We start from the raw sequence: 23,373 nt of genomic DNA on the forward strand, positions 1-23,373 counted from the left end.
AAATCAGAGTGTTGGAACTCTGAAACCGTTGGGGCTAAATGGTTTGCGTGGTAGTCCGTTCGTCATATCAGATAACGGTGATTCGTAATCAGCAGGTCGTGTGTTCGAGTCACATTACCAGCTCCAGCTCGTCGCAAGCGTCATATCGCTTGCGACGAGCTTTTTCATTGGTTGAACAGAATCGGGCTGTGTCGGGGCGGGGAGCGCGAGGGACAGCCGCCCGCCTCGCGTGGGATCAAGTGCCCCGGAAGCCTTGCGCGGCAAGGCTTCCCAGCGGAGCGGGGACTTTTGCGCCGCTGTGCGGCGCGAAAGTAACGGCATTTTTAAAGGCTGTCGAAAAAGTCCAGGGACTTTTTCGACAGCCTGAGATGGCAGGCATGAAAGTGCCTGCCATGGTTTTACCACTTCACGGGAACCTTCCCGCAGGGCGCGTTTTTTACAGGGGCTATTCAAAAACCGCGCCGGAGGTATCCACGCTGTGGCCGCAGCGGTTGTCGATGTCGGTGCCGTTGCCGGAGAACACCGAGCCGTCAAAGTAGATGGTCATCTCGGTGGGCACGTTCTCCAGCAGCACGGCGGTGCCGTTGTTCAGAAACTTGTTGTCCTCGTACAGGTCATGGGAGGCGGACTGTCCGGTGGAGTTGAAGTGGAAGCCCACCTGGTTGTCAGTGAAGGTGCAGCCGGTCACATTGACCCAGGCCTCGCCGTAGGCCAGCACGGCGGTCTTATAGCCGGTGAAGGAGCAGTCCACAGCCCAGCACTTGGCAGGAACGGCGATGCCGATATCTGTGCCGTTTCCCACAAAGTCCATGTCATAGAAGTAGTTGATCCAATAATAACTCCCGCTCCTGAGGGTGATGCTGCCGTGGAGGATGGTGCGGGCCGTGCTGTCGGTGGAGCCGTAAAAGTCGATGGAGCGGCCGGGCAGTTCCAGATCGCCCTCGTAGGTCACGGCGGGCAGGTAGACCTCCACCTGGTCGCTGGCGGCGGTCTCGCCGGCGATCTGGTCCAGCAGGGTCTGGAGCTCCTCGATGGTGCCCATGGGGTAGTCGTGCCAGTTGTACACATGGGTGATGATGGGGGTGATGTGGATGTTCTGCCGCACCCGGATTACGTCGCCGTTCTTCATCCGGGCCGTCCACACAACCTGGGGCTTGCCGGAGCTGCCGGTAAAGTCCAGGTAGGACACCATGGCGGCGTCGGGGGAGTAGTCATCGTGGCTGGGGACCGTGGCCGTCAGGGGGGATGCGGCGTTCTCGTCCTGGATTACCTCCACGGTGACCTGCTCCACCAGGGGCTCAAACTCCGTCCAGGCGTCCGTGCCGGTGGCGGCGTCGTTGACATACCACCGGGAGGGCCAGCGGTAGTCATCGTCCGGCCCGCCCTGCTGATAGATGTCGGGGGCGCTCTGGCAGCGGTCGTTGGGCCAGGCCACCAAGAGCTGATAGGTCCTGTCTCCGCTGGTGTAGTGCACCTCGCCCATGCCGTCGTACTCCTGTGGGACATAGGCGCCGCAGCGGCTCCACAGCGCAGCAGCAGCGGCGGCAATGACAATCAGAACTGCCAGGCCCAGAATCAGCCATTTCCGCAGCGGCACCGGTTTTCCGGCCTTCCTCCGGGGATGGACGTCACGGGCGCAGTGGGGGCAGAAGGCGGAGCCTTCCGGCAGGCCCGCGCCGCAGTGGGGGCATTTGCGTTCCATGGTGCTCACTCCTTGGTATCAAAAGCGACCTGGGACAGGTCCAGGGGCTGGCTGCAGCGGTTGTCGATGTTGCGCTGGTTGTTGCAGAATACCGAGCCCTGGAAGTTCATGGTCACGTCGGTGGGGACGGCCTCCAGCAGCACGGCGGTGCCGTTGTTGGAAAAGATATTGTCGTTGAACATGGAGTGATTGACGTACTCCCCGGTGCTGTTGAAGTCAAAGCCCACCTGATTGCCGTCGAAGCGGCAGCCGATGACGTTGACCCAGCATTCGCCGAAGGCCAGAACGCCGGTCTCCCAGTTGGTAAAGGAGCAGTTGGTGGCCCGGAAGTAGGCGGAGGTGGATACGCCGCTGCCCGTCCCGCCGCCCGCGAAGTCCAGGTTCTCGAAAAAGGAGATATCGCTGCTGGGACAGATAATAAAGACTGTGCCGGTGAAGGTGGTGCGGCTGCCGTCGGCATCGGTGGAGCCGTACACGTTCATGGGGCGGTTCTGAAGGGTGAGGCCGCCCTGGTAGGTCACGGCGGGCAGGTGGAGGTTCACCACGGTGGGCAGGGGGACTTCCGCCCCAATCCGGTCCACCAGGGCCTGAAGGTCCTCGATGGTGTCCATGGGGTAGTCCTCCGGGTAGTAGTCCCTGGTCTCGATGAGCTCCGGCTTATAGGTCTGCCGCAGGCGGATGGTGTCTCCATTCTTCATGTGAAGGGTCCATACCAGCTCCGCCGGGGTGCTCTCTCCGGTGAAGTCCAGCAGGGAGATGAGGGCGGCGTCGGGAAGGGCCTCGTTGCAGGCGGGCTGGGAGCACAGCATGGGGGAGGGGCTGTCCTCCTGGTGAATGAACTCGGCGGAGACCGACTCCACCAGCTCCAGAAAGGCCTGATTGGCGTCCTCGCCGGAGTCGCTGTCGTTGATATACAGCCGGGAGGGCATCCGGTACTGGCCGTCCGCCTCGCAGGAGACGGTCAGTTCGGGCTGGGGGGTGAAACGGTCGCTCCCGGAGGCCAGCAGTACCTGGTAGACGGCGCCGTCCCCGGCGGTGTAGATCACCTGTCCGTACTCGTCGTAGGTACTGGGCTTTAATTTCAGCCACAGTCCCACGGCCGCGGCGGAGACGATGACCAGTGCCAGCAGGCCCAGCAGCGCCCGCTTCAGCATGGGCACCGGCGCCTTGGCTGCCTTGCGGCGGTGTACAGTCCTGGCGCAGTGGGGGCAGAAAGAGGCCTCCTCCGGCAGGTCCGCGCCGCAGTGGGGACATTTGCGTTCCATGGCTTATCCTCCGTTTCCCTGGCAGTCCAGCATGGTGTAGCCCAGCAGGTTGTAGTCCGCGTCCAGCAGCAGGTAGCACATCCAGCGGCCCTCATCGGGCAGAAATTCCTCCAGCCGCTCTATCTCGCGGCACTGCCGCTCCATGTCCGGGGCGTGGAACTGGTGCCACAGGCGGTAAATCTGGGAGTCGTCCTTCCGCAGCACAGGGCCACGGCCTGTGTTGTAGCCCTTCAGGAACCACACCACACCTGAGGCATCCAGCTCCTCCGGAGGGATATAGGTGGAGAAGAGCTCCTGCCACTGGTTCTCGAAGGCTGCGCTCTGCTCCAGGTAGAGGCCGGTAAAGTCGTAGTCGCACAGCGTCACGTCCAGCTGCCACTGGCCGTCTCCCAGGTTGGCGGCCGGTCCGATGGAGTACCCCATCAGGTGGGTATTGTGGTCAAAGAGCAGCAGACAGAGCCGGCTGCCCCCGGCATTGCGGGCGTCGAACATACCCCACTCCCCGTCGGAGCCGCTGGTGCCCTGGGAGGAAACCAGCGCGGCCATTTGGAAACTGTCCACCAGATAGTCGTCGATGTTTTCGCTGGTCAGGGAGGTGGTGCCGAAGTTGATGTAGGTCACCTGGGGGAAGTGCGCCCGCATCAGCTCGGCGGTAACCTTGACCATGCCGTCTTCATCCTCGGTGAGCACCACCGGATGGACCTCTCCCTCGGGCATGCCGGCGGAGGCGCTGCTGCGGAGAAGAAGGGCCAGCAGTCCGGCGGCAGCCGCAAGCATCAGGACAAGAGCCGCGATTTTCAGCCTCTTCCGCCACAGATGGACGGGAACCTGGACCGGCTTCCGGGGCCGGATGCTCCGGGTGCAGTGGGGGCAGAAGGAGGCGTCCTCCGGCAGTGGGGCGCCGCAGTGGGGGCAAGGGTGTTCCATGGCAAATTCCTCTCTGTTCCGCATCTCCGCGGGTTATTCAAAGGTGGCGTAGGCGATGTCCACCGGCTGCCCGCAGGGGTTGTCGATATCCGTCCCGTTGCCGGAGAAGCGGGAGCCGGCAAAATCAATGGTCCTGTCGGTAGGGACCTGTTTGAGCAGCACGGCGGTGCCGTTGCTGCGAAAGGTGTTGTACTCAAAACGGGTATAGTTGGCATAATCCCCGGCGCTGTCAAAGCAGAAGCCCACGGTGTTGTCCTCAAACAGGCAGCCCGTCGGGTCGCACCAGCCGTCGCCGGTGATCAGCAGCCCGGTGTCCCAGCCGGAGAAGAAGCAGTTCTCCACCCGGCTCTCGGCTGAGACGGTGAGCCCCACCCCGGAGCCGCTTCCCCGGAAGTCAATATTCCGAATAAAGGACAGCGGCTTTTTCGCCGGCGCCATCACCACCGGTCCGGTAAAGGAGGTGCGCATGTTTTTCTCATCCGCGCTGCCGTACAGGCTGACGCCCCGGCGGCGGACGGTGAGCCCGCCCTGGTAGTGGACCGGGGGCAGGTGGACGTACACCATGGCGGAGGGGGAGGCCTCCCCGGCAATCCGGTCCACCAGGGCCTGGAGGTCCTCGATGGTGTCCATGGAGTAGTCCTCCGGGTAGTAGTCCAGAGTCTCCACCTGCTCCAGATAGAGCTTCTGCCGCAGGCGGATGGTGTCCCCGTTTTTCATGTTGAAGGTCCACACCAGCTCCGCCGGACTGCTCTGGCCGGAGAAATTCACGGTGGTCACCAGCGCCGCGTCGTCGTCGTAGGACTGGTACATGGGCTGGGAGCAGGTCATGGGGGAGAGGCTGTCCTCCGGCTGGATGAGCTGGGCATAGAAGGTGTCCACCAGCTGAAGAAACATCTGACCGGCGTTGAGTCCGCTCTCCACGTGGGTGATAAACAGGCTGGAGGCCCGCTCGTAGAACACATATTTTTCCGCCTGCACCGTATATTCCGGCTGGGGGCCGGAGGCGTTGTCCTGAAAGGTGAGGCAGAGGCGGTAGGAGTTGCTGCCGGTGGAGTAGACCACCTGGCCGTAGGCGTCGTAAATGTCGGGGGTGACGGCCTGGTACAGCGCCGTTCCCAGCAGAAGCCCGCCAAACCCCAGCAGCGCCAGTCCCGCCAGCCAGAGGGCCAGCCGGACCTTTTTCCGCCACATGTGAACCGGAATGACCACATCCCTCCGGGAACGGACGCTCTGGGCACAGTGGGGGCAGAAGGAGGACTCCTCCGGCAGCGGCGCGCCGCAGCGGGGGCAGGGGTTGAATCTGCCGGCCATGTTACAGGGCCTCCATCAGCCGCAGCACATTCTTGTACCGCCGCTGAGGGTTGACGTGGGTGCACCGGTCCACAATCCGGCCCATCTTACCCCCGGCCAGATGCTTGGAGGGGTGCTCGCCGGTGAGCATCACGTTGATGAGAATGCCCAGGGAGTAGATGTCGGTGCGGATGTCCGATTGGGACAGGCCGTACTGCTCCGGGGCGGCGTAGCCGGTGGTGCCCAGAATCTGGGTGTCGTTACTGTGCTCCGGCTTATGCAGCCGGGCGGCGTCAAAGTCGATGAGCACCGCCTCCGCGCCCCGGAGCATAATGTTCTCCGGCTTCACATCCCGGTGGACGGCGCCGATGGAGTGGAGGACCCACAGGGCCTGGCAGATCTGGCGCACAATTGACTTGGTCTCCTCCGGCGAGAAAAGGGCGTCCTTGAGGAGAAAGCCCAGCGTATCCCCCTCGATGAATTCCTCCAGCACCAGGTTTTCCCCGTCCCGCTCCGCCACCTCGTAGATGGTGGGCAGGTTGGGGCAGGCATAGTCCAGCAGGGCACGGTAGACCTCGGAATTGCCCGTAAAATGCCGCAGGATAAATTTTTTCCCTGTGCGCTTGTGGCGGATGAGCCGCACGCTTCCCCGGGGGCTCTCCTTCAGAACCCGGATAAGCTGGTACTCTTCGCGCAGAATATCTGACAGCCAAGTATAAATGGAAATCCCCCCAAAATCTGAAACACTATGCAGTGGGCATATTGTATCCCCATACTAAATGTTGTAAATTTAAGTATATAGGATTTGCATTTGGAAGTCAAAGGGGAGTGAGAAGTATGGAAGAAAAGACCACGGATGATCTCAATCAGGAACTGATGAGCAAGGACGACATTGACTCCTACATCAAGGAGAATCGCTTCTATTTTTTGGATCGGAGCATTTCTGAGCTGCTCAATGCGCTCTACGATAAAAAGGACATCTCCAAGGCGGCCCTGGCCCGCAAGGCGGGGATGAGCGAGGTGTACCTGCACCAGGTCTTTTCCGGCCGGCGGAAGCCCTCCCGCGACAAGCTGCTCTGCCTGTGCGTGGGGCTGGGCGCCACCCTGGACGAGACCCAGCGCCTGCTCCGGCAGGCCGCTCTGGCGGAGATCTACCCCAAGAACAAACGAGACGCCATCATCGGCTTCGGCATCACCCACCAGATGGAGCTGAGCGAGATCAACGACAAGCTCTTTGTTGAAAACGAAAAGACTCTGTTTTAACAGCGGCGGGTGTACGTATTGTTTTAAACGGCTTGGGAGAGTATGCTCCGGCTGTTTAAAAAATAAGCAAATAATAGGAGGAAGCAAAGAATGAAGCACAGAAGATTCATTTCCATGCTGGCGGTCGGCGCGCTCTGCCTCTCCCTGCTGCCTACGGTGGCCTTCGCTGCTGAGAGCATGGACAACTTTAAGACTGAGCGGGAGTATCCGGCGGGCCAGTTTACCGACGTGGCGGCCAACAGCTGGTATGCCGGAAGCGTGGAGAACGCCTATGAGCTGGGCCTGGTGGAGGGCACCAGCAAGACCACCTTCTCTCCCAACGACCCTGTCACCATCAGCTCCACCCTGACCCTGGCCTGCCGCCTGTACAGCACCTACTACGGCGACAATACCGACTTCACCGGCGGCAACCCCTGGTACCAGCCCTATGTGGACTACGCCATTGAAAAGGGCATCATCACCTCCGGCCAGTTCACCGACTACAACGCCAACGCCACCCGTCGGCAGTTCGCCGCCATCATGGCCAAGGCCCTGCCCGCAAGCGCCCTGAAGTCCATCAACACGGTTGAGGACGGCGGCATCCCCGACGTGGCCTCCGGCAGCGCCAACTACAGCGACATTTACACCCTCTACCGGGCGGGCATCCTCACCGGCAGCGACAAGGCGGGCACCTTCCTGCCCGAGACCACCATCGACCGGGCCTCTGTCTCCGCCATCCTCACCCGCATGGCCATGCCCAGCCAGCGCCAGTCCATCACCCTGAAGAAGTCGGATGTGGCCGCCACCGGCATTACCCTGAACCGCAACACTCTGACCCTGAAGGCCGGCGAGACCTACCAGCTCACCGCTGCCCTGACGCCTGTCAACGCCAGCACTAAGGTGGAGTGGAGTGTCAGCAACAATGTGGTGTCCGTCACGGACGACGGTAAGATCACGGCCAATCGGGGCGGCGCCTGCCTGGTAACCGCTACGGCGGGCAGCGTCAAGGCCCAGTGCTCGGTGACGGTCACCGAGGTGGAGATCACCCGGGTCCGCTTCAGCGAAAGCAGCGTGGACATGACCGAGGGCGAGAGCAGGAAGCTGAACGTCTCCCTCACCCCCTCCGACGCCAGCCCCCTCTCCCTTGACTGGAGCTCTGACGCGCCCAATGTGGCCACCGTCTCCGACGACGGCACTGTCACCGCCGTGGGCGAGGGCAGCGCGGTCATCACAGCCACGGCCCCCAGCGGCAGATCTGACAGCTGCATGGTATATGTGACCGGAAAAGTGAACGCCGCGGTGCCCGTGGTGGGCCGGGAGTACGGCCCCTTCAACCTGACCACCTATTACAGCAGCGGCAGAGTGCAGGATACCTGGAACATTACCTCCTTTGTTGTGCAGAGCATCGAGGTCCCGTACCGGGGCAGCGATAACTATGAGCTGTCCATCAGCATCCAGGGCCGGAGCACCTACGACAGCTGCTGGTTTGACATCTACTTCTATGACGGCAGCGGCCGCGTGGTGGGCGAGGCCACAATCATTGAGGACGTGAGCGCCAACCGGGACTTCAACATCCTGGTGGAGACCTATGTGGAGAAGGACATCCTGGACAACGCTGTCAGCATGGAATTCTTCTCTCACGACGGCGATCCCGCCAACTCCGGCGGTTCCAGCTCCGGCGGCAACCAGGGCGGCAACACCGGCGGCGGCAATGAGGGCGGCTCCACCGAGACCCCCGACTATGATTATCCCTATGATACCTATTACGGCTTTGAGGGCATCCCCTCCTTCGACGAGTTCACCAGCAGCAGCCGCACACAGATGGACTACACCGAGGGCAAAAAGGCTGGCTATATGTACGCCTCTGCTACCACAGCGGAGTTCGATTCGTACCGGGCGGCGCTGAAGGAATGCGGCTTCTCGGAGTCCCAGGTGGCCGGTATGTACTTCTACAGCAAGGGAACCCATGGCACCAACGACTACTGGGAGGTCCGGTGCGGCACGACGTCTTCTCCCTATGGAGAGGTGTCTGTAATGGTCTCTATCTCCCACATCAAGTCCACCAACGAGTGGTAAACAGCCTAACAGTGTGCCCCCGCCGGCCGGCGGGGGCACAGTTCTTCTATACTGCATGCAAAAAGCGCCGCCCGTCCCACAGGGGACGGGCGGCGCTTCATACTGCTTGCTTGAAAGGGGGGATTACACCCAGCCCTGGGCCATCATGGCGTCGGCCACCTTGATGAAGGCGGCCACGTTGGCACCCAGGACATAGTCCTCGGGGGTCTTGCCGTACTCCTCGGCGGCGGCGGACATGTTCTTGTAGATGTCGGCCATGATGCCCTTCAGGCGGTTATCAACCTCCTCGAAGGTCCAGGACAGGCGCAGGCTGTTCTGGCTCATCTCCAGGGCGGAGACGGCCACGCCGCCGGCGTTGGCGGCCTTGCTGGGCACGAACAGGATGCCGGCCTCGGCGAAGGCGTCCATGGCCTCCAGGGTGGAGGGCATGTTGGAGCCCTCGGTGACCATCCAGCAGCCGTTGCTCAGCAGGGTCTTGGCGGCCTCCAGGTCGATCTCGTTCTGGGTGGCGCAGGGCAGGGCGATGTCGCAGGGGACGGTCCAGATGCCCTGCCAGCCCTCGTGGTACTCGGCCTGGGGATGGGTCTCCACGTACTCGCGGATGCGGCCGCGGCGGACCTCCTTAATCTCCTTGATGGCGGCCACGTCCACGCCGTTGTTGTCCACGATGTAGCCGTTGGAGTCGCACATGGCGATGACCACGGCGCCCAGCTCGGTGGCCTTCTCGGCGGCGTAGATGGCCACGTTGCCGGAGCCGGACACGAGGACCTTCTTGCCCTCGAAGCTCTTGCCCTTGTGGGACAGGACCTCGTTGGCCAGGTACACCACGCCGTAGCCGGTGGCCTGGGTGCGGGCCAGGGAGCCGCCGTAGCTCAGGCCCTTGCCGGTGAGCACGCCGCAGTACTGGCCGGTGATGCGCTTGTACTGGCCGTACAGGTAGCCGATCTCGCGGCCGCCCACGCCGATGTCGCCGGCGGGCACGTCGCAGTCGGGGCCGATGTGGCGGTAGAGCTCGGTCATAAAGCTCTGGCAGAAGCGCATGACCTCGTCGTCGCTCTTGCCCTTGGGGTCGAAGTCGCTGCCGCCCTTGCCGCCGCCGATGGGCAGGCCGGTGAGGGAGTTCTTAAAAATCTGCTCAAAGCCCAGGAACTTCATGACGCTCTGATTGACCGTGGGATGGAAGCGCAGGCCGCCCTTGTAGGGGCCGATGGCGCTGTTGAACTGGACGCGGAAGCCGCGGTTGATCTGGTACTCGCCCTTGTCGTCAATCCAGGGCACACGGAAGGTGATGATCCGCTCGGGCTCGACCATCCGCTCCAGAATTTTGGCCTTCTGATACTCGGGGCGGCGCTCCACAATGGGGCGCAGGGAGTTGAGCACCTCAGTGGCGGTCTGCAGGAACTCCGGCTCGTGGGGGTTCTTCGCCTTGACGTCGGCCAGTACCTGACTCACATAATCCATGATGTTTACCTCCTGATCTGTAGAGCGGCTTCCTTAAAATATATATGGAGCCGCGTCTGAGATATATCTGCGGTTGCCCGGGGCGCCCTCCGCCGCCGGGGAAAAGGACGGCGCTGCCCTGCGCACTACATTGGTACAAGTATACTGTCTTACCCCCGGTATCTGTCAATAGTTTTTTGCAGGATTTTTTAAAAAACTTGCGCAAAAGACCATTCCGCCGGTGGGAATCCGTCTGTGAGGGAGAAAACAGGCAAGTTTTGTCCTTCTGGACTGCACTTCTCAAAACAAATTGATGAATGCGTTGATCTCGGAAAAGAGCTTTTTGTTTTGATTCCAGATGAGGCAGACCCGGGGGCTGAAGTTCAGATCCTCCAGGTGGCGGATAACCAGCGATGTATCCGTATTGATGACAGCGGAGGTGTAGGGCGCGATGGCGATGCCGATGCCGGCCTGGGCCCAGCTCAGTGAGGACTGAATGCCGTCGTTCTCGCATATGATATGGGGCGTAAAGCCGTGCTTCCGGCAGGCGGTGACCAGCATCTCGCGGTAGCGGCGGTGGGTCACCAGCGGTTTCCCCTGGAGATCCTCCAGAGGAATCGCGTCTTTTCCGCTGCCTTCAAAAAAATAGGGCTTGGCCAGCGCCACAAAGTGGTCCGCTTCTCCGGGCGGGAGGAGCGTGTTGCGGATGGGCACCACGTGGAAGGACGTCACATTGAACGGCTCGCGGACAAAGCCGATATCCGCCTCGTTCTCCCGCAGCGCGGCCAGGACGGATTCGGTGCGCCCCTCCACCACCTGAAAGTTTACATAGGGGTACGCGCTGCAGAAGTGGGCGATTTTTTCGGGCAGCATCTGGCTGTTGATGGAGCCGATGGTGGCGATTCGTATAATCATATGCCGTTCCTGGGAAATAAGCTGAATATCTCTGGATGTCTCTTCCAGCAGGGCCAGAATGGCCTGGGCGCGCTCCCGCAGAAGGGTGCCCGCCGGCGTAATCTCGAGATGGCGCTTGTCACGGATAAAAAGAGGAGAACCCAGCTCCTCCTCCAGCAGCTTGAGCTGGAGGCTGACGGGCGGCTGTGATACATTTAAGCTCTGAGCCGCCCGGGTTACGCTGCCCATCTTAGCGATTTCAAGGAAATATTCCAGCTGTTTTAGTGTCATTGCACAAATCTACCCCTTGATGTTCTGTCTAATTAAACAATAATCATATATAAAAAATATATAAGACGAGGCTTTTAGAAGGATAAAAGTATTTGTCATGGCATAGGGAGAATGTTATAATATAGGCAATAAAGCGGATAGAGTTTTCGTTAAAAATGCCCTGCAAATTTCGCTGCCCTAATATTTGAGGAAAGCGAAAGTTGGACATTAGAGGAAAATGACAGAGAATTTTGCCATATCAAACTATATTATAAATATATAAAAGAGAAAAATCAAGAATTACAGAGGGAAAATCCCCAAAATGATACCGGCAGCCCATTCGCTGCGGCAGCTCCTTCTGGTTGCGAAACGTATTCCCCAAATACGTTTTTCAATAACAGCCGGCGACAGGGGCGGATACGGTGCGCACCGTGCCGCCCCACCCTCAGGCACCCCTATCTACCGAACATGATATGAGAGGGAGGAAAAGTATGACCGAGCAGAAAAATACGCAAGAACTGACTGGCATCAAGAAGTACTTTAAAGAACAGAACATCGAAATCTCCTGGAACCGCATCGGCATCCAGGCTCTGGGCGGCATGGCCCACGGCCTGTTTGCCTCGCTCCTCATTGGCACTATCATCAACACCGTTGGTACCTTTATCCCGGGTGTGGTCGGCGAGTTCCTGATGAGCATCTCCGGGCAGACCTCCGCCGTACAGGGCGCGGCCATGGCTCTGGCCATCGGCTATGCCGTCAAGTGCGATCCCTACGTCCTCTATTCCCTGGCCACAGTTGGCTACGCTACCAACGCTCTGGGCGGCGCTGGCGGTCCTCTGGCCGTGTACTTCGTCACCCTGATTGCCATCTTCTTCGGCAAACTGGTCTCCAAGCGCACTCCTGTCGACCTGATCGTCACTCCGGCCGTCACCATCATTATCGGCGTCCTGGTGGCGCAGTTCCTGGCCCCGCCCATCGGCGCGTTCGCCTCCTGGCTGGGCACCATCATCATGTGGGCCACCGAGCAGCAGCCCTTCTTCATGGGCATCCTGGTGTCCGTGATCGTGGGTATCGTCCTGACCCTCCCCATCAGCTCCGCCGCCGTCTGCGCGGCTCTGAGCCTGACGGGTCTGGCCGGCGGCGCCGCTGTGGCTGGCTGCTGCGCCCAGATGGTGGGCTTTGCCGTGTGTACTTATCGTGAGAACAAGATGAACGGTCTGGTTTCCATCGGCCTGGGCACCTCCATGCTGCTGGTTCCCAACCTGATGAGCAAGCCGATTCTGTGGCTGCCGCCCACGCTGGCCGCCGCTGTGACCGGTCCCATCGCCACCTGCATTTTCAATCTGCAGATGAACGGATCTCCCATCTCCTCCGGCATGGGCACCAGCGGTCTGGTGGGCCCCATCGGCGTTGTTACCGGTTGGTTCACTCCCTCTGAGGCGGCCCTGAACGCCGGCGCTTCCGCCATTGCTCCTGGCGCGATGGACTGGATTGGCCTGGTTCTGATTTGCTTCGTGCTTCCCGCCGCGCTGGCGCTGCTCTTCTCTGAGATTATGCGCAAGCAGGGCTGGATCAAGGAAGGCGACTATAAGCTGGTCTGATTCAGGCGTGTCCCGGACGGCTACATATTGTTAACCGCAGCCGGGGCGCCCATTCAGGCGGGTGCCCCGGCTGATATATTCAGGGTTTTTCCCTGCACTTCAGGCGATATCTGAGTCCTGCCGGCGGGATTTCACCGGAAGGACCGGTAGAGCAAATATTTTCCCAAGCGCGTCATGAAAAATGGTAAAACGCCGATTCAGCACCGGCTAAAAGATGAAAGGAGTTTTCACAATGAGCATGACAGTCATTAAGAACATCGGCACCATCCTCAGCGGTGACATCAACAAGCCTGTCCTTGAGGGTGATACCATCCTGATTGCCGACGGCAAGATCAAGGCTATCGGCGGCGACGCCCTGGCTGCTATCTCCACTGCTGAGATCGCTGCCGAGGTGGAGCAGGGCACTGTCATCGACGCCGCCGGCGCCACTGTCGCCCCCGGCCTGTTCGACACGCACGTCCACACCAGCCTGGGCGATTATGCTCACCGCCAGTTCGCCAGCAACTTCATTGAGGGCGAGCTCCACGGCGGCGTGACCACCATCATCTCCGCCGGTGAGTGCCACACCCCCGGCCGTCCCAAGGATCCCGCCGGCACCAAGGCTCTGGCCATTCTGGCCCACAAGTCCTTCGACGCTCTGAAGCCCGGCGGCGTGAAGGTCCACGGCGGCAGCGTCATCCTGGAGAAGGGCCTCACTGAGGCGGACTTCGCCGAGATGGCCAAGGAAGGCGTCTGGACCGTCGGCGAGATCGGCCTGGGCAGCGTGAAGCAGCCCGAGGACGCCGCTCCCATGGTCGAGTGGGCCCACAAGTACGGCATGAAGGTCCAGATGCACACCGGCGGCACCTCCATCCCCGGCTCCTCCACCGTCACCGCCGCCCAGGTTATGGCCACCAAGCCCGACGTCATCTCCCACATCAACGGCGGCCCCACCGCCATCCCCCTGCACGAGGTGGATAAGCTGATGGACGAGACCGACTTCGCCATGGAGATTGTCCAGTGCGGCAACCCCAAGGTCACCGACTACGTCGCCCGCCGCGCCCAGGAGAAGGGCCAGCTGGGCCGCATCATCTTCGGCAACGACGCTCCCTCCGGCACCGGCATTATCCCCCTGGGCATCCTGCGCAACATCTGCCAGGTGGCTTCCATCTCCGGCATCCCCGGCGAGATCGCCGTCTGCATGGCCACCGGCAACGCCGCCCGCGTGTATGACAAGCTGAACACCGGTATGATCGAAGTGGGCCGTGAGGCCGACCTCATCTTCCTGGACGCCCCCATGGGCTCTGTGGCCAACACCGCCGTCGAGGCCTTCGAGTGCGGCGATATCCCCGGCCTGAGCATCATCATGGTGGACGGCGTGGTCAAGGCTGCCAAGAGCCGCAACACGCCTCCCTGCAAGCGTCCCGCCAAGGTCCTGTAAGCGGAACAGAAATGACACAAGCCTGCCGCCCGGCAGAGGGTATACGGGCGGCAGGCCTATGATACAGAGGAGGCTCAACAATTCATGGTCATTGTGAACCTGGAAGCCTGTAAGGGCTGCATGATCTGCGAGAAGAACTGCCCCCTGGATGCGGTCCACGTGGTGGAGCGCAAGGCGGTTGTGGATGCCGAGAAGTGCTGCGAGTGCGGCGTGTGCACCCGCGTGTGTAAGTTCGGCGCCATCTCCAAGCCCGCTGAGATGAGCGAGAACTGCGCCATCTGCTCCCACTGCTCCGTGCAGTGCCGTGTGCCTCTGGGCCACACCGGCGCCTGCAAGCGCTATACCAATGTAGGCGGCGAGCTGGTGCGCAACCGCAAGCTGGAGATGACCCCCAGCAGCGAGGTTGTCTATCCTGACAAGCGCCTGGAAGGCCCCATTATCACCGCCGTCGGCGCCGGCACCAACTACCCCTGCATCCGTCCCGCGCCCCACATTGTCTCCGACGTCCGGGACGGCGTGGAAGTGGTGACCGTGGTGACCGAGGCTCCCCTGAGCTACTCCGCCGTTGTGGTCAAGCTGGACACCAACACCTACATCGGCGAGGAAGGCGACCCCGTCTACCGTGACGGCAAGCTGGTGGGCATGGTCAACACCGAGGAGTACGGCTCCAAGATGATCGCTGTGGGCGGCGCCAACAAGCTGACCGGCCCCGACGGCTTCATCGTGGCCCGCACCATCACCGAGCTGGCCAACGGCGAGCAGGTGGAGCTGTCCGTCAACAAGAAGATCAAGGTTGTCGTGCAGCAGGGTAAGCCCCCCATCATCAACGGCGTGCAGGAGTCCAAGATGCGCATCGGCTGCGGCAGCGCTACCGTGGGCCTGTTTGCCAAGAAGATGAAGGAAGCCGTTGACGAGTGCATCGTCATCGACCACCACGTGGTGGGCCTGTTCACCGAGCACCTGGCCGGCGCCGATGTGGGCATGGAGTGGTCCGGCGTGATCCCCAACGCCCGCAAGTCCTCCCGCGGCCGTTACTTCGGCGAGCACGGCACCGGCATCGGCGGCACCACCATCGAGACCCCCCGGGACGCCATTAAGAGCGTGGATATGACCCGCGCCCACGCCGGCATGCAGATCCTGGTGCTCAACACCACGGGCGAGATCCGCGCCCTCTTTGAGGTCCAGGCCGACGGCGACGTGAAGGAAATCCCCATGACCGACAAGGCCACCGCCCTGGCGGATGACATTATGAACAACTGCGAGCAGTCCCTGACCAGCGTCATGTACACCGGCGGCACCGGCGGCAGCGCCCGCGGCGGCGTCTGCTCCAAGCCTCTGGCCATCACCAAGGCCGTCCACGAGGGCAAGGCTGTCCTCACCATCGGCGGCGCGCCTACTTACATCCTGCCCGGCGGCGGCATCGACTTTATTGTGGACGCCGGCAAAATGGTCCGCCACGGCGTGACCTGGGTGCCCACCCCCGCCACTGTGGCCCCGGTGGAGTACACCATGACCAAGGCCGACTACGACGCCATCGGCGGCCATATGAACTGCGTCAAGCCCATCGACGAGCTCCGCAAGGAGATTGGCGAGTAAATGACGGCAGAGCGAGACTGGGTCCGGGAGCTGGCGCCGGGACAGGTGTACTTCGATTACGGCCCCGTGTCCATGGTGGTCACCGCAGTACGGAACGGAGCGGGTGACAGCGCCCTGTGCGCGTCGGCTGCGGAGGTTGTGGAACGCAATCTGCGCACCCTGGGCCAGTCGCTGGACATGCTCCGCCGCTACCCCGCCCACGTGGACCCGGAAGCCCTGACGGGTACGGCCCGCCAGATGGCCGACGCGGTGCTTGCCACCGGAGATCCCTGGCTGACGCCCATGGCGGCGGTGGCCGGAGCCATGTCCGACGCTGTGGCCGACTTCCTCTGGGAGCAGGGGGCGGAAAAAGTCACCGCCAACAACGGCGGCGACATCGCCCTCCGCCTGGCCCCCGGTCAGAAGCTGGACATGGGCATCCTGTACGACCTGAACCGGAGCGGGGTGGACCGGGTGGTCCGCCTCCTTCCGGAGCACGGGATCGGCGGGGTAGCCACCAGCGGGCTGGGCGGCCGGAGCCTGACCACCGGTATCGCCAGCAGCGTGACGGCGTTTTCCGCCCGCTGCGCCAGGGCCGACGCCCTGGCCACCCTCCTGGCCGACCGCTCCTATATCGACTCGCCCGCCGTCCATACCTGCCTTGCGGCAGAGCTGGACCCGGACAGTGACATCGCCGACCTGACGGTTGTCACGGCGGTGGACCCCCTGACCGAGGCGGAGAAGCGGAAGGCCCTGGACCAGGTGCTGGCCGAGGCCGAGCTCCAGTACCGCCGGGGCGGCCTGCGGGCCTGCGTGGCGGCGGTGCAGGGCATGACGGCCACCTTTGACCCCGAAAAAATTCTCAGCGACAGATAAGTTGGAGCGGCAGGGAGCCGGACAGCTCCCCCAACCGGTCAAAACTTTCCAATTAAAATACCTCAAAAATTTAAAGGAGTGTTTTGCCATGAAAGAGCCCAAAATCCGCAAGATCGTAACCAACCTGGAAGAGGTCTTCTATGAGGGCGGCGCTGATATGCCCGTCGAGAACGGCGAGAAGAAGTCCATCAAGACCGTCTCCGTGGCCGCCGTCATCAAGAACCCCTATGCCGGCAAGTGGCAGGAGGACCTGAGCGAGCTGACCGAGTACGGCGAGTATCTGGGCGATCTGCTGGCCCGCAAGGGCGCCGAGCTGCTGGGCGCTGAGAACGTCGAGACCTACGGCAAGGGCTGCATCGTGGGCACTGACGGCGAGCTGGAGCATTCCTCCGCTATGCTGCACCCCAAGGCCGGCAAGCCCATCCGCGCGGCCATCGGCGGCGGCAAGTCCATCATCCCCTCCAACGAGAAGGTGGCCGGTGTCGGCGCTTCCCTGGACATCTCCCTGCACTATAAGGATGCCGCCTTCGTGCGCACCCACTACGGCTCCTTCGAGGTCCGCGTGCCCGACGCCCCCAAGGCTGACGAGATCGTCATGGCCGTTGTTCTGGCCGACGGCGGCCGTCCCCACGCCACTGTGAACGGCGTCGGCCGTATCGGCGGCCTGCAGAAGTCCGAGGCCAAGTGCGAGGACGGCATGCACTAAGCTGCAAGGTGAACTGAAAGAGACTTGAAAAAGGCCCCCGACCGACCCAATGGCGCTGGTCGGGGGCCTTTTCCGAAAAGAGATTCCGAGACGTATGATTAGATTGAACGCAGTCAAAGAGGTCTGCTCGGACCGTTGAGAATGCCGGTTCCCCCGGCAGAATCCGGTTTCAAAGTGAAGAACCATCGTTCCCAACGGTCTGAGCACAGCTGTGAATGGACGATTGATCGGAACAGAGGGAATCAATAAATCGAAATAGAATGGAGTGCATGAAAATGAAGATTGGTTTCATCGGTCTTGGCGCAATGGGCCGGCCCATGGCCAGCAATCTGCTGAGCGCCGGCTATGAGGTCCACGCCTTTGACGTGGTTGAGGCCGCGGTGAAGGAGATGGAGGGCAAGGGCGCCATCGGCCACCCCTCCGCCGGAGAGATGGCCGGTCATGTGGACGTCATCATCTGCTCCCTGCCCAACGCCAAGATCGTGGAAGGCACCATGTGCGGCGAGAACGGCGTGTTTGAAAACTGCAAGGAGGGCACCGTCATCATCGACATGAGCTCCGTCGCCCCCAACAGCACCAAGGCCATGGCCAAAAAGGCCGGCGCCAAGGGCATCCACTACATTGACGCGCCTGTCAGCGGCGGCGTGTCCGGCGCTGCCGCCGGCACTCTGACCATCATGGTGGGCGCCGATGACGAGACCTTCAACAAGGTCAAGCCCATCTTCGACGTGCTGGGCAAGAACATCTACCACGTGGGCGAGGCCGGCGGCGGCGACGCCATCAAGATGGTCAATAACCTGCTGCTGGGCTGCAACATGGCCGCCCTGGCCGAGGCCCTGACCCTGGGCGTGAAGTGCGGCCTGTCCGTGGAGACCATGAAGGAGGTCATCTCCGTCTCCTCCGGCCGCAGCTATGCCCTGGACGCCAAGCTGGAGAAGTTCATCATGGCCGGCCAGTTCAACGGCGGCTTTGCCGTGGATCTGCAGTACAAGGATCTGGGCCTGGCCCTGGAGGCCTCCCGGGACGAGAAGGTGCCCCTGCCCATGACCGCCGCCGCCGTCCAGGTGTACGAGATGGCCCGGGCCAAGGGCCAGGGCCGGGAGGATATGTCCTCCGTGGTCAAGGTCTGGGAGGACCTGACCGGCGCGAAAATTCACGGTGAGGCCGAAGCGCAGAAAGGAGCCTGAAGCCAATGAAGCCCTTTACTTATCACGCCCCCACCACAGTGGCTGAAGCTGTGGAGATGCTGGACAAATATCAGAGCAGCTGCGCTGTGGTCGCCGGCGGCACCGACGTTGTCATTGAGCTCAACGAGCGCCACAAGACCCCCGAGCACGTCATCAGCATCAGCAAGCTGGACGAGCTGCGCTATGTGAAGGAAGAGGACGGCATGGTGAAAATCGGCGCCCTCACCACCTTCACCGACCTGGAGAACAACCCCTATGTGAAGGAGAAGCTGCCCGCCCTGTATGAGACCGCCATCCACGTGGGCTCTCCCCAGATCCGGAATCTGGGCACCATCGGCGGCAACGTGGTCAACGCCTCTGTGGCCGGCGACTCCCCCACGACGCTGGTGACCCTGGGCGCCTCCGTGGTGCTGCGCAGCGCCAAGGGCGACCGGATTATGACAATCGAGGACTTCAACAAGGGGCCCGGCAACTGCGCCATTCGGCCCGATGAGCTGATGATTGAGGCCCGGTTCCCCGCGCTGGGCCCCGACGAGGCGGTGGGCTACTTCAAGATCGGCAAGCGGAAGTCCCTGGCCATTGTGGTGCTGGCTGTCAGCATCTACGTCAAGCGCACTGCGGACAACAAGGTGGAGGACTGCCGCGTCGTTCTGGGCGCCGTGAGCAAGCACCCCATGCGCGCGCCCGAGCTGGAGGAGCTCCTCAAGGGCAAGCCTCTGGAGACCGGCGTGCTGTATGATACCCTGCCCGCCTTTACCGAGGCCGTGCAGGCCGCCATTCCCACCCGTCCCTCGGTGGTCTATAAACGTGAGGGCGTCCGGGGCGCGGCCCGCCGGTGCTATGACCAGATTCTCAGCCAGCTGGGCCTGGCCTGAGCAGGAGGTATCCGAACTATGGAACAGATTTGTATTCATTTTAACCTGAACGGCCAGGACGTCTCTGTCATGGCCGACCCCAATAAGCGCCTGGTGGACTTCCTGCGGGAGGACATGGGCTTGACCAGCGTGAAGGAAGGCTGCGGCGAGGGCGAGTGCGGCGCCTGCACCGTCATCTACAACGGCAACGCCGTCACCTCCTGCCTGATGCTGGCCGGCCAGGTGGACGGCGGCAGCGTCGTCACCCTGGAGGGCGTGACCAAGGAGGACGGCAGCCTGGATGTGATTCAGCAGGCCTTTGTGGACGCCGGCGCCGTCCAGTGCGGCTACTGCACCCCCGGCATGGTCCTCTCCGCCAAGGCCCTGCTGGACAAGAACCCCCACGCCACCAAGGCTGAAATTCAGCGCGCCATGTCCGGCAACCTCTGCCGCTGCACTGGCTACACCAAGATTGTGAAGGCCGTGGAGATGGCCCGCGACGCGAAGGGAGGCACCGAGGCATGAAACCTGAGACTGCTGTAAAGGAGAAGAGCAACCTGATCGTCTCCGCCGCCAACAAGCACGAGTACTCTGTTCTGGGCAAGAGCGTGGTCAAAAAGGACACCATGGAGAAGATTACGGGCAAGGCCAAGTTTGCCGCCGATATGGAACTGCCCAACATGCTCTATGGCGGCGTGTTCCGCAGCACCATCTGCCATGGCGTGGTCAAGAGCTTTGACGCGTCCGCCGCGCTGGCCATCCCCGGCGTGGTGACCGTGCGCACCTATAAGGACATCCCCGGCAAGAACCGCATCGGCATCATCCTGAAGGACGAGCCCGTGCTGGTGGACGACAAGATCCGCCGCTACGGCGATGCCATCGCCGTGGTGGCCGCCGAGACCCCCGAGCTGGTGCAGGAGGCCCTGGACGCCATCAAGGTGGAGTACGAGGAGTATAAGCCTGTGCTGAGCATTGAGGACGCCGCCGCGCCGGACGCCCCCATTGTCCACGGCACGGTCAACAACATCCACCAGAAGAAGCACCTGGAGCACGGCAACGTGGACGAGGCCTGGGACAAGTGCGACATCATCATTGAGAACGATTATGAGACCCCCATGCTCTCCCACATGTTCATCGAGCCGGATGCCGGTATCGCCACCTATGAAAACGGCATTGTCACTGTATACAGCTCCACCCAGAACCCCCATTTTGACCGCGGCGAAATCGCCACCATGCTGGGCTTCCCCCAGAACCGGGTGGTAGCCGTCCAGGTCACCACCGGCGGCGGCTTCGGCGGCAAGCTGGACATCTCCGTCCAGTGCCACCTGGCCCTGCTGGCCTACTACACCGGCCGCCCGGTGAAGATGGTCCGCAGCCGCCAGGAGTCCACCATGGTCTCCTCCAAGCGCCACCCCTTCAAGATGCACTACAAGACCGGCGCCACCAAGGACGGCAAGCTGGTTGCGGTGCAGGCGACCCTGCTCAGCGACAGCGGCGCCTACGCCTCCTACGGCCCCGCCGTTATTACCCGCGCCGTGGTGCATGCTGCCGGCCCCTATGAGGTACCCAACGTCCGAATTGACGCCACCTTCTATTACACCAACAACCCCATGGCCGGCGCCTTCCGCGGCTTCGGCGTGCCCCAGGTGGCCGTGGCCCACGAGGGCCAGATGAACGCCCTGGCCAAGGCTCTGAATATGGATCCCATTGAGATCCGCAAAATCAACGCCCACCGGCCCGGCACCGTCACCCCCACCGGCCAGACCCTGGGTGAGGACGTGGGCTTCCTCCAGTGTCTGGAGGCCGTCCAGCAGAAGGCCAAGGAGGTCCTGCCTCCCTGCGTGCCCACCGCCCCCAACAAGCGCCGGGGCCGCGGCTATGGCTGCATGTACTACGGCATCGGCAACACCGGCCTGCCCAACCCCGCCGGCGCCTTTGTCGAGGTTCTGCCCGACGCCAGCGTCAACCTGATGGTGGGCTGCGCCGATATCGGCCAGGGCTCCACCTCCGCCATGGCCCAGATTGCCGCCGAGGAGCTGGGCCTGGAGTATGAGGACATCCACGTCACCTTCGCCAACACCGAGGTCACCCCTGAAGGCGGCGCCACCTCCGCCAGCCGCCAGACCTTTATCTCCGGCTCCGCCACCATGCTGGCCGCCCGGATGGCAAGGAAGACCCTGGCCGAAGTGGCCTCCAAGTTCCTCAATGTGCCGGAGGAGAAGCTGATCTTCAGGCACCGCGAGATCTATTCCGCTGACGATGAGAGCGTGAAGATGTCCTATATGGAGCTGATGGGCGAGATGAAGCGCCTGGGCAAGCTGGCCCTGGGCTGCGGCTCCTATAACCCCAAGACCACAGGACTGTCCGCCGACACCATGTTCGGCATCCCCTTCGAGGTGTACTCCTACGCCGCCACCGTCGTGGATCTGGAGGTGGATGTGGAGACCGGCCTGGTGGACGTGCTCAACGTCATCTCCGCCCACGACGTGGGCACCGCCGTCAACAAGCAGGCCGTTGAGGGCCAGATTGAGGGCGGCGTGGCCATGGGCATCGGCTTCGCCCTGCTGGAGAAGATCGAGACCAAGAACGGCAGGATCACCAACCCCATGTTCTCCAAGTACCTGCTGGCCACCGCCATGGATGTGCCCGAGATCTACCCCATCGTGGTGGAGAGCGGTACCGGCGAGACCGGCCCCTTCGGCGCCAAGGGCGTGGGCGAGCCCGCCCTGATCCCCACCATCCCCGCCACCGCGGACGCTGTGGAGAACGCGCTGAATATCCGCTTCGGCAAGCTGCCCATCCAGCATCTGGACATTATGCGGGAGCTCTATAAGAAATAAGCACGGAGGTTTTTCCATGAACTGCATTGAAAAATACCTTGCCAGAGCTGCCGGAGTGGAGGAGGCCCACGCCGGGGACGACCTGTCCTGCCGGGTGAGCTACGTGGCGGCCCACGATGTGACCGCCCCCATCGCAATCAAGATGTTCCGGGAAATCGGGGTCAAAAAGGTCTTTGACCCCGACCGGGTGGTCCTGATTGTGGACCATATCTACCCCGCCGCCACCGAAAAGGCCCGCAACAGCGTGTGGGCGATGGACGACTTCGCCAAGGAGTTCGGCGTCCACCTCTACCACCGGGGCGAGGGCGTCATCCACCAGCTGATGTATGAGAAGCACCGAGCCAACCCCGGCGCCCTCATCGCCATCGCCGACTCCCACACCGGCACCTGCGGCGGCTACGGCGTCCTGGGTGTGGGCGTGGGCTCCACCGAGCTGGCCGCCGCCATGGCCACCGGCAAGCTGGACCTGGAGGTCCCCCAGGTGGTCCAGATCCACCTGACCGGCAAGAAGCCCGCCAACGTGTTCGGCAAGGACCTGATTTTGTACCTGGGCAGCGTCTTCGGCACCGACTACCTGGTGGACAAGGCCCTCCTCTTTACCGGCGAGGGCATCGAGGACTTCTCCGTTGCCGAGCGGATGACCGTGTGCAACATGGGCATTGAGATCGGCAGCATGATCACCATCTTCGGCACCACCGCTCTGGAGCCGGACACCGCCGAGGTGCGGGAGGTGGACCTGAGCAAGCTGGAGCCCCAGATTGCCCGGCCCTTCTCTCCCGCCAACGTGGTCCCCGTCCGCGAGGTGGCCGGCACCCCCGTCACCCAGGTGGTGGTGGGCTCCTGCACCAACGGCCGCATCAACGACATGGAGCAGGTGGCCAAGGCCTTTGCGGGCAAGAAGGTCCACCCCGACGTGAATACCCTCATTGTCCCCGCCTCCCGGGATGTGCTGGACGAGATGGAGAAGCGGGGCTGGTGCAAGATCATCCGGGACGCCGGCGCCACGGTGCTCAACCCCGGCTGCGGCCCCTGCTTCGGCGCCCACGAGGGCCTGACCAGCGAGCGGGACGTGGTGGTCTCCACCACCAACCGCAACTTCCCCGGCCGCATGGGCAGCATGAAGGCCAACATCTACCTGGCCTCTCCGGCCACCGCCGCGGCCACCGCTCTGGCGGGCAAAATCACCGTTCCGGAGGTGGAGGACTGAC

General features: G+C 62.3%; 19 protein-coding genes. 12 read left to right on the top strand and 7 right to left on the bottom strand.

All coding sequences use genetic code 11. The annotated features are described in order from the left end of the window. Positions 1-445: 445 nt before the first annotated feature. The 5 genes from QZY67_RS06360 to QZY67_RS06380 are packed head-to-tail and all read right to left on the bottom strand — an operon-like array spanning position 446 to position 5,827. Entirely contained in the window at positions 446-1,702 is a 1,257-nt protein-coding gene (locus QZY67_RS06360) for a zinc ribbon domain-containing protein (RefSeq protein ID WP_295369181.1), read from the bottom strand. A 5-nt stretch (positions 1,703-1,707) separates the two neighbouring features. After that, positions 1,708-2,967 (bottom strand): zinc-ribbon domain-containing protein, encoded by a 1,260-nt coding sequence (locus QZY67_RS06365; RefSeq protein ID WP_295369183.1) that lies wholly within the window; start codon positions 2,965-2,967, stop codon positions 1,708-1,710. A 3-nt stretch (positions 2,968-2,970) separates the two neighbouring features. After that, positions 2,971-3,894, bottom strand: a complete 924-nt coding sequence (locus QZY67_RS06370) for a zinc ribbon domain-containing protein (RefSeq protein WP_295369185.1) — start codon at positions 3,892-3,894, stop codon at positions 2,971-2,973. A gap of 33 nt (positions 3,895-3,927) precedes the next feature. Further along, complete coding sequence (locus tag QZY67_RS06375; RefSeq protein WP_295369187.1) at positions 3,928-5,205, bottom strand: zinc-ribbon domain-containing protein; 1,278 nt, start codon at positions 5,203-5,205, stop codon at positions 3,928-3,930. A gap of 1 nt (position 5,206) precedes the next feature. After that, a complete protein-coding gene (locus QZY67_RS06380) occupies positions 5,207-5,827 on the bottom strand; it encodes a serine/threonine-protein kinase (RefSeq protein ID WP_295369189.1) in 621 nt (206 codons plus the stop codon). A gap of 194 nt (positions 5,828-6,021) precedes the next feature. On the opposite strand from QZY67_RS06380, the gene QZY67_RS06385 reads away from it, so the two are divergent. Both QZY67_RS06385 and QZY67_RS06390 read left to right on the top strand, forming a co-directional pair. Then, positions 6,022-6,447: a helix-turn-helix transcriptional regulator gene (locus QZY67_RS06385; RefSeq protein ID WP_294533155.1), complete on the top strand. Its 426-nt coding sequence runs from the start codon at positions 6,022-6,024 to the stop codon at positions 6,445-6,447. A 90-nt stretch (positions 6,448-6,537) separates the two neighbouring features. Continuing rightward, a complete protein-coding gene (locus QZY67_RS06390) occupies positions 6,538-8,502 on the top strand; it encodes an Ig-like domain-containing protein (protein WP_295369191.1) in 1,965 nt (654 codons plus the stop codon). A 123-nt stretch (positions 8,503-8,625) separates the two neighbouring features. On the opposite strand, the gene gdhA is transcribed toward QZY67_RS06390, so the two are convergent. After that, on the bottom strand, positions 8,626-9,963 hold the full coding sequence (gene gdhA, locus QZY67_RS06395; RefSeq protein WP_295369193.1) for an NADP-specific glutamate dehydrogenase: 1,338 nt from the start codon (positions 9,961-9,963) through the stop codon (positions 8,626-8,628). A 279-nt stretch (positions 9,964-10,242) separates the two neighbouring features. Next, a complete protein-coding gene (locus QZY67_RS06400; RefSeq protein WP_294533164.1) occupies positions 10,243-11,127 on the bottom strand; it encodes a LysR family transcriptional regulator in 885 nt (294 codons plus the stop codon). Positions 11,128-11,624: 497 nt separating this feature from the next. Here QZY67_RS06400 and QZY67_RS06405 point away from each other — a divergent pair, with 497 nt between their 5' ends. The 10 genes from QZY67_RS06405 (at position 11,625) to QZY67_RS06450 (ending at position 23,372) form a co-directional block, all read left to right on the top strand. Next, positions 11,625-12,707, top strand: coding sequence for a PTS sugar transporter subunit IIC (locus tag QZY67_RS06405; protein ID WP_341349300.1), 1,083 nt, complete (start codon positions 11,625-11,627; stop codon positions 12,705-12,707). Positions 12,708-12,939: 232 nt separating this feature from the next. Next, on the top strand, positions 12,940-14,127 hold the full coding sequence (locus QZY67_RS06410) for an amidohydrolase family protein (RefSeq protein WP_295369195.1): 1,188 nt from the start codon (positions 12,940-12,942) through the stop codon (positions 14,125-14,127). 84 nt (positions 14,128-14,211) lie between these two features. After that, positions 14,212-15,723: a 4Fe-4S binding protein gene (locus QZY67_RS06415; protein ID WP_295369197.1), complete on the top strand. Its 1,512-nt coding sequence runs from the start codon at positions 14,212-14,214 to the stop codon at positions 15,721-15,723. Beyond that, positions 15,724-16,578, top strand: coding sequence for a hypothetical protein (locus tag QZY67_RS06420; RefSeq protein WP_295369199.1), 855 nt, complete (start codon positions 15,724-15,726; stop codon positions 16,576-16,578). An 88-nt stretch (positions 16,579-16,666) separates the two neighbouring features. Continuing rightward, a complete protein-coding gene (locus tag QZY67_RS06425) occupies positions 16,667-17,284 on the top strand; it encodes an amino acid synthesis family protein (protein ID WP_294533181.1) in 618 nt (205 codons plus the stop codon). 260 nt (positions 17,285-17,544) lie between these two features. Further along, positions 17,545-18,471: an NAD(P)-dependent oxidoreductase gene (locus QZY67_RS06430; RefSeq protein ID WP_294533184.1), complete on the top strand. Its 927-nt coding sequence runs from the start codon at positions 17,545-17,547 to the stop codon at positions 18,469-18,471. 5 nt (positions 18,472-18,476) lie between these two features. Beyond that, positions 18,477-19,346: a xanthine dehydrogenase family protein subunit M gene (locus QZY67_RS06435; RefSeq protein ID WP_295369202.1), complete on the top strand. Its 870-nt coding sequence runs from the start codon at positions 18,477-18,479 to the stop codon at positions 19,344-19,346. A gap of 18 nt (positions 19,347-19,364) precedes the next feature. After that, complete coding sequence (locus QZY67_RS06440; RefSeq protein WP_294533190.1) at positions 19,365-19,850, top strand: (2Fe-2S)-binding protein; 486 nt, start codon at positions 19,365-19,367, stop codon at positions 19,848-19,850. Next, a complete protein-coding gene (locus tag QZY67_RS06445; protein WP_295369204.1) occupies positions 19,847-22,165 on the top strand; it encodes a xanthine dehydrogenase family protein molybdopterin-binding subunit in 2,319 nt (772 codons plus the stop codon). The genes QZY67_RS06440 and QZY67_RS06445 overlap by 4 nt, the downstream gene beginning before the upstream one ends. Positions 22,166-22,181: 16 nt before the next feature. Next, positions 22,182-23,372, top strand: coding sequence for an aconitase/3-isopropylmalate dehydratase large subunit family protein (locus QZY67_RS06450; RefSeq protein ID WP_295369206.1), 1,191 nt, complete (start codon positions 22,182-22,184; stop codon positions 23,370-23,372). The last annotated feature ends 1 nt before the right edge of the window (position 23,373 follow it).

The organism is uncultured Pseudoflavonifractor sp., assembly GCA_904419835.1.
Lineage (GTDB): Bacteria > Bacillota > Clostridia > Oscillospirales > Oscillospiraceae > Pseudoflavonifractor.